Annotated in this window: 11 protein-coding genes; 4 read left to right on the top strand and 7 right to left on the bottom strand. The window is 64.2% G+C overall.

Going from position 1 to position 11,179, the window contains the following annotated elements; all coding sequences use genetic code 11:
- Nucleotides 1-355 (top strand): hypothetical protein (locus PCJ21_RS17875; protein WP_269932776.1); only part of this gene is annotated, 355 nt, incomplete at its 5' end.
- Between the two features lie 125 nt (nucleotides 356-480).
- Here the strand turns inward: PCJ21_RS17875 and PCJ21_RS17870 are convergent.
- Nucleotides 481-1,734: a D-amino acid dehydrogenase gene (locus PCJ21_RS17870; RefSeq protein ID WP_269932775.1), complete on the bottom strand. Its 1,254-nt coding sequence runs from the start codon at nucleotides 1,732-1,734 to the stop codon at nucleotides 481-483.
- A gap of 15 nt (nucleotides 1,735-1,749) precedes the next feature.
- Entirely contained in the window at nucleotides 1,750-2,883 is a 1,134-nt protein-coding gene (gene alr, locus PCJ21_RS17865; RefSeq protein WP_269932774.1) for an alanine racemase, read from the bottom strand.
- A gap of 132 nt (nucleotides 2,884-3,015) precedes the next feature.
- On the opposite strand from alr, the gene PCJ21_RS17860 reads away from it, so the two are divergent.
- Nucleotides 3,016-3,480 (top strand): Lrp/AsnC family transcriptional regulator, encoded by a 465-nt coding sequence (locus tag PCJ21_RS17860; protein ID WP_269932773.1) that lies wholly within the window; start codon nucleotides 3,016-3,018, stop codon nucleotides 3,478-3,480.
- A 45-nt stretch (nucleotides 3,481-3,525) separates the two neighbouring features.
- On the opposite strand, the gene PCJ21_RS17855 is transcribed toward PCJ21_RS17860, so the two are convergent.
- The 3 genes from PCJ21_RS17855 to PCJ21_RS17845 all read right to left on the bottom strand — a co-directional run bounded on the left by PCJ21_RS17855 (nucleotide 3,526) and on the right by PCJ21_RS17845 (nucleotide 6,852).
- Nucleotides 3,526-4,959 carry an NAD-dependent succinate-semialdehyde dehydrogenase gene (locus tag PCJ21_RS17855; RefSeq protein ID WP_269932772.1) on the bottom strand — a complete coding sequence of 478 codons (1,434 nt, stop codon included), beginning with the start codon at nucleotides 4,957-4,959 and terminating at the stop codon, nucleotides 3,526-3,528.
- Between the two features lie 83 nt (nucleotides 4,960-5,042).
- Nucleotides 5,043-6,164: an NAD(P)/FAD-dependent oxidoreductase gene (locus PCJ21_RS17850; RefSeq protein WP_269932771.1), complete on the bottom strand. Its 1,122-nt coding sequence runs from the start codon at nucleotides 6,162-6,164 to the stop codon at nucleotides 5,043-5,045.
- A gap of 1 nt (nucleotide 6,165) precedes the next feature.
- Complete coding sequence (locus tag PCJ21_RS17845) at nucleotides 6,166-6,852, bottom strand: GntR family transcriptional regulator (RefSeq protein WP_269932770.1); 687 nt, start codon at nucleotides 6,850-6,852, stop codon at nucleotides 6,166-6,168.
- A gap of 188 nt (nucleotides 6,853-7,040) precedes the next feature.
- On the opposite strand from PCJ21_RS17845, the gene PCJ21_RS17840 reads away from it, so the two are divergent.
- Nucleotides 7,041-8,411: an aspartate aminotransferase family protein gene (locus PCJ21_RS17840; RefSeq protein WP_269932769.1), complete on the top strand. Its 1,371-nt coding sequence runs from the start codon at nucleotides 7,041-7,043 to the stop codon at nucleotides 8,409-8,411.
- Between the two features lie 119 nt (nucleotides 8,412-8,530).
- Here PCJ21_RS17840 and PCJ21_RS17835 read toward each other — a convergent pair whose 3' ends face one another.
- A complete protein-coding gene (locus PCJ21_RS17835; protein WP_269932768.1) occupies nucleotides 8,531-9,283 on the bottom strand; it encodes an SDR family NAD(P)-dependent oxidoreductase in 753 nt (250 codons plus the stop codon).
- 80 nt (nucleotides 9,284-9,363) lie between these two features.
- A complete protein-coding gene (pcaQ, locus tag PCJ21_RS17830) occupies nucleotides 9,364-10,281 on the bottom strand; it encodes a pca operon transcription factor PcaQ (protein WP_269932767.1) in 918 nt (305 codons plus the stop codon).
- A gap of 93 nt (nucleotides 10,282-10,374) precedes the next feature.
- Between pcaQ and pcaD the strand changes: the two genes are divergently transcribed.
- Nucleotides 10,375-11,172, top strand: coding sequence for a 3-oxoadipate enol-lactonase (pcaD, locus tag PCJ21_RS17825; RefSeq protein ID WP_269932766.1), 798 nt, complete (start codon nucleotides 10,375-10,377; stop codon nucleotides 11,170-11,172).
- Nucleotides 11,173-11,179 lie beyond the last annotated feature (7 nt).

Here is an 11,179-nt window from a genome sequence, read left to right as displayed (position 1 = left end):
GAAGGTCGTTGGTTCAAATCCAACCCCCGCAACCAACAGTCCTCAAAATCACAAATACAAGCGCACCGGCCGGACCATCCGCGGCGCCGATGCCCGACACGCAGCGCAGCCTCCCCCGACCATAAGGCCAAAACCGGCAGGCCGCCGGCCGCAAAGCCAAACCAGCCAAACAAAACAAACAAACGCCCGCCTCGCGCGGGCGTTTTTGCGTCTCCAGATCGCAACGCTTCGACCTGCCACTGAATGGTCATCCAGCCGCGATTGGAGCCTCGACGTCTTTTGTTACGCTGCTGGCCGCGGCCTGAGCAACCGGCGGAGACGCAAGGCCCGGGAACTCATGTCGCTGGCGGCATGACCTCTCGATGTTCTGCCTGTAGCGCATGCCGCATCCAACAACAGCACGTTCGGACAATCCGACGGGCTGTTTTTGCTTCAAACCAGCTTGCCTGAAGCCGCCGCGAGGCGAAAGTTTGCCGGCTATTAGGCGTAGCGCGACAGCGCCAGATCCGAAACGTCGATCTCAGGACGCACCCCGCCGATCATGTCCGCCAGAACCCGGCCCGAGCCACAGGCCATCGTCCAGCCCAGCGTGCCGTGGCCGGTGTTGAGGTAGAAATTGTCGAACCTGGTGCGCCCGATCACCGGCGTACCGTCTGGCGTCATCGGACGCAGGCCGCTCCAGAAGGTGGCGCGGCTCTGGTCGCCGGCACCGCCGAACAGATCCTCGACCGAAAACTGCAGTGTTGCCTTGCGCGAAGCCGACAGGTCGGTGTTGAAGCCGGCGATCTCGGCCATGCCGCCGACGCGGATGCGGTCGCCGAGGCGGGTGATGGCGATCTTGTAGGTGTCGTCCATGATGGTCGACACCGGCGCCCTGGCCTCGTCGACGATCGGCACGGTGATCGAATAGCCCTTGACCGGATAGACCGGCACAGTGAGGCCGAGCGGCTTGACGAAGGCCGGCGTGAAGCTGCCGAGCGCGCCGACGAAGATGTCGGCCTCGATCTCGCCCTCCGAGGTGCGCACGGCAACGATGCGAACGCCCTCCAGGCGCAAGCTCTCGAGCTTCACATCGTAGCGGAACTCGACGCCGAGGCCTTCGGCGAGCTTCGCCAGTTCGTTGGTGAACTTGAAGCAGTCGCCGGTCTCGTCATTGGGCAGGCGCAGGCCGCCGGCAATCTTCTCGCGCACCGGTGCCAGGCCCGGTTCGGCGGCGATGCAGCCCGAGGCGTCAAGGACTTCATAAGGCACGCCGTCGCTCTTGAGCACCTCGATGTCCTTGGCCATGCCATCGAGCTGCTTCTGGTAGCGGAACAGCTGCAGCGTGCCCTGTGTGCGGTGGTCGTATTCGATGCCGGTGTCGTCGCGCAGCGAAATCAGCTGGTCGCGGCTGTATTCGGCAAGCCGCACCATGCGGCTCTTGTTGAGAGCGTAGCGGGCCGAGGTGCAGTTGCGCAGCATCGCCGTCACCCAGCGCCAGGTCTTGATGTCGAGCATTGGCTGGATGATCAGCGGCGCGTGCTTCATGAACAGCCACTTCATCGCCTTTTGCGGAATCCCTGGCGCAGCCCAGGGCGAGGCATAGCCGGGCGAGATTTCGCCGGCATTGGCAAAGCTCGTCTCCAGCGCCGGTCCCGACTGGCGGTCGAGCACGGTGACCTTGTGGCCTGCCTTGGCCAGGTAGTAGGCCGAGGTCACGCCGATGACGCCGGCGCCGAGGATGACTACACGCATGATTGCCCCTGTGGTTTAGCGCGCTGCCGGGCTGAGGTAGCGGCGCCTGTAGCGCCGGCCCAGGCTGGTCAGGATTTCATAGGAGATAGTCCCGGCATCCGACGCAATCATTTCGAGCGTCTGGTGCGGGCCGATCAGTTCGACCATGTCGCCGAGCTTCAGTGTTCCGGCCGGCAAGTCGGTGACGTCGAGGATGATGCTGTCCATCGAGACGCGGCCGACGATGGGCAGGCGCACGCCGCCGAAAAAGGCGGCACCGGAATTGCTCAAATGGCGCGGCAGGCCGTCGGCATAACCGGCGGCGATGGTGGCAAGCCGCATCTTCGCGGGGGCGACGAAGCTTGCGCCATAGCCGATCTCGGCGCCGGCATGCACGGTGCGGGTCTGGACGATGCCAACTTCGAGGCGGACGACCGGGCGCATTGGATTGTCGCCGCCGGCAAGTGGCGCGCCGCCATAGAGCGCGATGCCCGGGCGCGCCAGGTCGCCGTGAAAGTCGTCGCCGAGGAAGATGCCGGCCGAATTGGCAAAGGACAGTTTTGCGTCGGGGAAGCGCGCGCGCACGGCCCTCATCCGCGCCAGCTGGCGCGGGTTGGCGTCGTGCTCGACCTCGTCGCCGCAGGCGAGGTGGCTCATGACGATCTCGACGTGGACGCTGGCAAGGCGTTCGGGCTCGGCCAGCAGCGTGTCGACGTCCTGGGGTTCGAGGCCGAGGCGCGACATGCCGGTGTCGACCTGTATGGCTGCCGGCAGCGTCTTGCCGAGCGCCTTGGCCGTCGCCGACCAGTTGGTCACTTGCTCCAGCGAGTTCAGCACCGGCACGACGCCGAGATCGGCGCAGTCGGTCTCGCTGCCCGGCAACAGGCCGTTCAGGACCAGGATGCGCGCGTCGCTTGGGAGATAAGGTTTCAGCCTGACGGCCTCGACGAAATGCGCGACGAAGAAATCGCGGCAGCCGGCGTCGTAGAGCGCCGGTGCGACATGGGCGACGCCAAGCCCGTAGGCATCCGCCTTGACGACCCCTGCTGCTTTGGAGGGGGCCGTTTGCCGGCAAAGAAGCTGGTAATTGGCGACGATGGCGGCCAAATCGATCGTCAACACGCCACACGCAGCACGGCTTTCGATGTCGCTTCGCACGCTCATGGTCATATCCGGGAACTGTCCTCGCCCAATCCCGCAAGAATATCGCAACGATCGGCGAAAATCTTGCCAATGTGATGAAGCTTGTGCGAATTGGATGTAATCTGTGCAATTTTTCACAGTGGAATGGAAGAAAATGCGATGTCCTCACTCGATGCGGTAGACCGTGCCATCATCCGTTCGCTGCGGGCCAATGCGCGCGTCAGCAACGCCAGCCTGGCCGCGGAGGTCGGCCTGTCGCCATCGGCGTGCCTGAGGCGGGTGCAGATTCTGGAACAGGAAGGCGTTATCAGGGGCTACACCGCGATCGTCGGCAATGCCGCAGCCGACGAGGGTATTGCCGTCATTGTCCAGATCACGCTGGAGCGCCAGACCGAGGACTACTTCAACCGCTTCGAGCTGGCGGTGCGGCGGCATCCGGAGATCAAGGAGTGCTACCTGATGACCGGCGACTCCGATTATTTCCTGCGCGTCGAGGTGGCAAGCGCCGCCGATTTCGAGCGCGTGCACAAGGAGATCCTGTCGGCGCTGCCGGGGCTGGCCCGTATCCATTCGAGTTTTTCGATCCGCAATGTGCTGCAGTCGAAGCGGCCGAAAACCGCATAGGCCGACCGGCGCAGGGTTCCTGCACCGGTCGCGACCACATTGGGATCAGCCGTTGGCCTGGGTCACGAACTTGGTGACCAGGTAGGCTTCGAGCGCTTCCGAGCCGCCTTCCGAACCATAGCCGCTGTCCTTGATGCCGCCGAACGGCGTTTCGGGAAGCGCCAGGCCGAGGTGGTTGATCGTCAGCATGCCGGTCTCGATCTCGGCGCCGAGGTCGGTCACCGTCTTGTGCGACTTGGTGAAGGCGTAGGCGGCAAGGCCGTAGGGCAGGCGGTTGGCCTCGGCCACGACGTCTTCGAAGCTCTTGAACGGCATCACCAGGGCGACCGGGCCGAACGGCTCCTCGTTCATGATGCGCATGTCGGGGCGCACGCCCGACAGCACCGTCGGCTCGAAATACGAGCCCTTGTTGCCGATGCGCTTGCCGCCGGTCTCGATCTTCGCGCCGTCGCTGACCGCCTCGGTGATCAGCTTCTCCACCGCCTCGAGGCGCCGCTCGTTGACCAGCGGGCCCATGCGCGTGCCCTCGACCAGGCCGTCGCCGACCTTCACTGCCCTGGCATGTTCGACGAACTTGCCGAGGAAGCGATCGTGCACGCTCTCCTGGATCAGGAAGCGCGTCGGCGACACGCAGACCTGGCCGGCATTGCGGAATTTCGAGCCGGCAAGTGTTGCTGCCGCGTGGTCGATGTCGGCATCGTCGAAGACCATTGCCGGCGCATGACCGCCGAGTTCCATCGTGGCGCGCTTCATATGCTGGCCGGCCAGGGCCGCGAGGTGCTTGCCGACCGGCACCGAGCCGGTGAACGACACCTTGCGGATGACTGGATGCGGCACCAGGTAGCCGGAGATTTCGGGCGGGTTGCCATAGACCAGGTTCAGCACGCCGTCGGGCAGGCCGGCGTCCTTGAAGATGTCGCCGAGGAAGGCGGGCGAGCCAGGGGTTTCTTCCGGCGGCTTGACGATGATCGAGCAGCCGGTGGCAAGGGCGGCACCTATCTTGCGCACCGCCTGCGACACGGGGAAATTCCACGGCGTGAATGCCGCCACGGGGCCGACCGGCTCCTTGACCACGAGTTGGGTGATGCCGGCCGCCCGGGCAGGAATGATACGGCCATAGGTGCGGCGGCCTTCTTCGGCGAACCAGTCGAACAGGTCGGCCGAGCCGAGCAATTCGGCCTTGGCCTCGCCGACCGGCTTGCCCTGCTCGACAGACAGCACTTCGGCGATCGCGTCGGCGCGCTCGCGCATCAGGTCGGCGGCGCGGCGCAGCACCTTGGAGCGGTCATAGGGCGACACCTTGCGCCAGACCCTGAAGCCGCGGTCGGCGGCTGCGAGCGCGCGGTCGAGATCGGCCTTGCTCGCCGATGCCACGGTGCCGATCTTTTCGTTGGTGGCGGGATTGTAGACGTCGATGGTCTTGCCGCCTTCGGCAGCCGTCCACTTGCCGTCGATGAACAGTTTTACGTCAGGGTACATGCTGTGTCCTTGCTGGGTCGGTCGTATCGGGTGAGGCGTGGGTCAGTGTTGTCGCTGAAGAAGGGCGCGCCGGAGCGGTCGCGCTAGACATAGGTTCGGCGAAGCCGTTGCGCCACCAGCTCGGCGATCGCCAGCGACGAGGTGAGCCCCGGGCTTTCGATGCCGAACAGATTGACGAGATTGTCGATGCCATGGGTTTCGGCTCCCTGGATGACGAAGTCGCCGGCCGGTTCTGCCGGGCCAGACAGCTTGGGGCGGATGCCGCAATAGGCCGGGCTCAGGCTGGCATCGGCGATGCCGGGCCAGTATTTGCGGATCTCACCATGGAAGTGGTCGGCACGGCGCGGATCGACGCAGTAGTCTTTCGTTTCGATCCATTCGACATCGGGACCAAAACGCATGCCGCCATTGAGGTCGAGCGTCAGATGAACGCCGAGCCCTCCCGGTTCCGGCACCGGGTAGATCAGCCTGGAAAAGGCCGGCTTGCCGGTGACCGAGAAGTAATTGCCACGTGCCAGCTGCAGCTTCGGCACGCATGACGGGTCGAGGCCGTCCAGCTTGCTGGCGATGGCGTTGGCGCCCAGACCCGCAGCGTTGACGAAGTGGCGGGCGGCGATTTCATAATCGTTGCCGCTGATGCGATCGCGCGTCCGGAGCATGAAGCGGCCGCCTTCGATCCGTCCGGAGACGATTTCGGTGTTGAGGCTGAGGAAGCCGCCGCCGTCTTCGGCTTCGCCGAGCAGGGCGAGCATCAGCCCATGGCTGTCGATGATGCCGGTGGACGGCGACAAGACGGCCGCCACGCATGACAGCGAGGGCTCCATCGCACGTGCCTGCGCCCCGCTCAGCATGACAAGGTCGTCAACCCCGCAGGCCTTTGCCTTGGCGGCGATGCCCTCCAGGGTGGCGACCTGCTCGGGCAGCGTCGCCACGATCAGCTTGCCGCAGCGCTTGTGCCCAATGTTGTGCTGTTCGGCATAGGCATAGAGCTTGGCCCGACCTTCGACGCACAGCTTCGCCTTCAGGCTGCCGGTGGGATAATAGATGCCGGCGTGAATGACTTCGGAATTGCGTGAACTGGTCTCGGTGCCGATCGCGTCCGCAATCTCGACAATGACGGTGTCCATGCCCTGGCGGGCCAGTTCCCGGGCAACCGCAAGGCCGATGACGCCGGCACCGGCAACGACGCAGTCGACACTGTCCATCTCAGCCATTGTCCCCGGCCGGCTTGAGCGCCGCCAGCTGTTCGATGATTGCCGAGCTTGCCCCCCTGATGTCGTCGACGATGGCGCGCTCGGCCTTGTCGGCATCGCGCGCGCCTATCGCCTGCAAGATGACGTGGTGGTGGTCGATCATCGCCCGCCCGCCATGCTGATAGGATGCGGCGATCATCGGCCCCATCTGCAGCCACAGCCGGCCGAGGATGCCGCGCAGCACGTTCATGTTGGCGATCTCGGCCAAGGCGAAGTGAAAAGTCTGGTTGAGCTCCAGCGCCGCGCTCCAGTCCCGGTCGGAGATAGCGCGCTCGTTGCGGTCGATCAGTTCGCTGAGCCGCGCCATGTCAGTGGCCTCCGCCTTCAGTGCCGCTTCTCGTGCTGCAAGGCCCTCGAGCTTCATCCGGATCTGACGGATTTCGAGATAGCGCTCCAGCGTCATGACGGGCACGCGCACCTCGCGCGCCGATTTCTGCACCAGCGCCTCGTCCTGGATCAGCCGCAGGATCGCGTCGCGCACCGGCGTCACCGATGTGCCGAGCGACTGCGCCAGGTCACGGATGGTCAGCCGCGCGCCGGGCGCGAAGCGTCCCTTGATCAGCGCGTCGGAAAGCTGGCCGTAGACGACCTCGCCAAGATTGTCATGTTCGACGGCCCTGAAGCCAAAATTCTGGTTCATGTCCCGTTCCTGCCGGCGCTGCTGGACAGTCGGCGATGCTTCGCTGGCCCTTGACACTTCTGTCCCCGAAAAACATGATGCATCAAACAACAATTTGCGGCTTTTGCAAGCGGTAGCCGGCCGGGCAATCGCAAAAATGACAACGTCGCCGCTGCCACCGCGGCCTCTCTGGAACGAAGGAAACAGCCATGGACAGCCAGCCCAATTCGCCCGAAGCGCGCGACAAGAAATACCACATGCATGCCTACACCAATGCGCGCCGCCACGAGGAAGTCGGGCCGCTGATCATCGAAAAGGGTGACGGCATCTATGTCGAGGATATCTCCGGCAAGCGCTACATCGAGGCGATGTCGGGGCTGTGGAGCGTCGGCGTCGGCTTCTCGGAGAAGCGCCTGGTTGATGCCGCGACCAGGCAGATGGCCAAGCTGCCCTTCTACCACAACTTCACCCACAAGGGTCACTCGCCGCTGGTCGACCTGGCCGAGAAGCTGGTGACGATGGCGCCGGTGCCGATGAGCAAGGCGTTCTTCACCAACTCCGGATCCGAGGCCAACGACACGGCCATGAAGATGATCTGGTATCGCTCCAATGCGCTCGGCCAGCCGCAGCGCAAGAAGATCATTTCGCGCAAGCGCGCCTATCACGGCGTCACCATCGCCTCGGCCAGCCTCACCGGCCTGCCCAACAACCACTTGTCCTTCGACCTGCCGATCGCCAATGTGCTGCACACCTCGTCGCCGCACCATTGGCGCGAGGCGCTGCCCGGCGAGACCGAGCAGCAGTTCTCGACCCGCCTTGCCGATGATCTGGAAAAGCTGATCCTGGCCGAGGGTCCCGAGACCATCGCCGCGTTCTTCGGCGAGCCGGTGATGGGCGCGGGCGGCGTCGTCGTGCCGCCGGCCGGCTACTGGGAAAAGATCCAGGCCGTTTTGCAGAAGTACGACATCCTGCTCGTCGCCGACGAAGTCATCTGCGGTTTCGGCCGCACCGGCAACATGTTCGGCACCGAGACCTATGCGATGAGGCCCGACATCATGGTGATGTCGAAGCAGATCTCGTCGTCCTACCTGCCGATCTCGGCGATGCTGATCAACGACAAGGTGTACGAGCCGATCGCCGACGAGAGCAACCGCATCGGCACCTTCGGCCATGGCTTCACTGCGGGCGGCCATCCGGTCGCGGCAGCCGTGGCGCTTGAAAACATCGCCATCATCGAGGAGCGCAACCTCGTCGACAACGCCCGCGAGGTCGGCGCCCACATGCAAAAGCGCCTGGCCCGCATCGCCTCGCACGACCTCGTTGGCGAAGTCCGCGGCATCGCCCTCATCGGCGCCATGGAACTCGTTGCCGACAAGACGACCAAGGCGCCTTGGGGTGCAGCCGGCGCGCTCGGCGGCCTGGTCAACGGCCTGCTGCAGCAGAACGGCGTGATCTCCCGCAACATGGGTGACGCGTTGGCCTTCTGCCCGCCGCTGATCATCAACGACAAGCAGGTCGACGACATCTTCGACGCCGTCGAGAAGTCGCTCGATGAGGCTGCCAGACAGGTCAAGGCCTGAGCGACAGCGGCATCCAACAACGAAAAGCCCGCCGTCCAGCGGGCTTTTCGTTTAGGGGACGGGGATGATGACGTCGCCTTCTCCCTCTTCTCTGGGAGAAGGCAAGGAGGCCAGACCGGTTACACGTGCTGGCCGCCGTTGATGTGGATTTCCGAGCCGGTGACATAGGACGCCTGGCCCGAGCACAGGAAGTAGATGATGTCGGCGACCTCCGATGTCAGGCCGAGCCGGCGCATCGGAATGGTCTCGACGATCTTGTCGGTACCCGGCGACAGGATCGCGGTGTCGATCTCGCCCGGTGCGATTGCGTTGACGCGGATGCCATGCGGGCCGAAGTCGGCAGCCATCTCGCGCGTCAGCGCGCCAAGTGCTGCCTTTGACGTCGCATAAGCCGTGCCGGCGAAAGGGTGGACGCGGGTGCCGGCAATCGAGGTCACGTTGACCACCGAGCCCTTGGCCGCCGCCAGTTCCTTGAACAGGCCGCGCGCCAGCATGATCGGCGCCAGGAAATTGACCTGGAACACGTCGCGCCAGACATGCATCGGCGTGTCGATGGAATTCATCCGGCCGCCGCCCTGCAACTTGGGCGAAATGCCGGCATTGTTGACCAGCGCGTGCAGTTGCCCGCCTTCTTTTTCCAGCCGCTGCCGGATTTCCGAGACGGCGCTGCCGACGTCGCCCTGGTCGGCGAGGTCGACCTTGATGTGGTCATCGGGACCTGCTGGCCACGGGCAGTCGTCGGAAAAGGCCTGGCGCGAGCAGGTGATGACGCGCCAGCCTTCGCGCGAAAAGCGCTTCACCGTCGCGTGGCCGATGCCGCGGCTGGCTCCGGTCAACACGATCGTCTTTCGCCCTTCGGTCTTCTCGGCCATCGCATCCTCATTTCAAGCTTAGGGGGTATGTAGCGGATGCTATGTGCGATTGCGAGGGGGCGCGGCGAATGGCGGCGGCCTCAGCCGCGCTCGGCCGCCGCTTCGCGAATGGTCTTGAGCAGGATCGAGAACGCCGCCGAGGGCTGGGTGTCGGTGCGCATCGTCAGCCCGACCGGGCCGCGCGTGTCCGAAGTGTCGATAGGCAAGATCTTCAGTGCGCCCTCCTTGATGTCGTCGCTGACAACACCGTGCGAAATGATCCACACCGCATCGCTCTGGCGCACGAAGGCGCGGCCAAAGGCATCCGACACCGTTTCGATCTCGGTTGGGATCGAAGCGACGCCATTGGTGATGAAGAAACGCTCGACGAACGGCCGGATGATCGAGGCGCGCGTCGGCATCAGCACAGGGTAGTTGGCGAGATGCTCGAACACGTCCTCGCCGCGCTTCAGCAACGGGTGGCCGTCGCGCACGATGAAGACGACCTGTTCGGAATACAGATGCTCGAAGAAAAAACCCGTCATCTTCTCGGGCGCAGCGAGGCGGCCGACGACAAGGTCCAGTTCGCCAAGGCGCAACTGCTCGAGCAGCACCGCGTTTTCACCGGTGACGATCTTGATCGTGGCGCCGGTGTCCTCGCTCAGAAAAAGGCTCATCGCCCGCGGCATGATATGCGCCGAAACTGTCGGCAGCGCGCCGATGCGGATTGGTGGCCCGCCTTCGGCGCGCGCGTTGGCCACCGAGTCGATGCCCTGCCTGAGTGCGGTGATTGCCATGCCGGCATGCTGCATGAAGATTTCGCCCGAACGCGTGATCTTGATGCCGCGCCCGTCGCGCTCGAAAACCGCAACGCCCAGCGCCTCTTCCAGTTCGCGGATCGTCTTGGTCACCGCCGGCTGGCTGACATTCAGCAGCCCGGCCGCCTTGACCACGCTTTTCTGGCGCGCGACTTCTAGGAAGGTCTGGAGATGGCGGAACCGGACGCGACTTTCAATCATGCTTTCTCATAACCCACGGGTTAATAGAAGGCCACAAAATATCATTTTACCAAACCAAACAACTACTCCACTGTCACGACGAGGAGAAATCGAGTGCAATTCATCGACATCGGCGGCGTGACGCTGCACTACCAGTTGATCGGTGGACCAGCCGACAAGCCGGTGATTGTCTTCGCCAACTCTCTTGGCACCGATTTCCGCATCTGGCGTGACGTCATCGTCGGTCTTGCCGGCGATTTTCCCATCGTCACCTACGACAAGCGCGGCCATGGCCTGTCTGACATTGGCCAAGCGCCCTATTCGATGGACGATCATGTCGATGACCTTGCCGGGCTGCTCGATCATCTCAAGGTCAAGAAGGCCATCATCTGCGGCCTGTCGGCAGGCGGCCTGATCGCCCAGGGCCTGTATGCAAGGCGTCCCGATCTGGTCGATGGGCTGATCCTCTGCGACACCGCCCACAAGATCGGCACCGAGGACAGCTGGAACACCCGCATCGCCGCGGTCGAGGCGAATGGCATCGGGTCGATCGCCGATGGCGTGCTCAAGCTGTGGTTCACGCCGGAGTTCCACGACAAGCGCCAGGCCGACCTGGTCGGCTATCGCAACATGCTGACGCGCCAGCCGCTGGAAGGCTATGCCGGCACCTGCGCGGCATTGCGCGACGCCGACTACACCGAAGCCGCCAAGGCGATAGTGGTGCCGACGCTCGTGGTCGTTGGCGACCATGACGGCTCCACGCCGCCGGCGCTTGTACGTTCCATGGCCGATCTCATCCCCGGCTCCCGTTTCAAGATCATCGACGGCGCGGGCCACATTCCCTGCGTCGAACAGCCAACTGCGCTGACGGACCTCATGCGGCGTTTCATCGCCCGCCTTCCCCTGGAGTGAATTGACC

Source organism: Aminobacter sp. HY435 (assembly GCF_027568395.1).
Lineage (GTDB): Bacteria > Pseudomonadota > Alphaproteobacteria > Rhizobiales > Rhizobiaceae > Aminobacter.
Note: the sequence above shows the minus strand (reverse complement) of the source record. Positions and strands in the feature narration are given on the sequence as shown.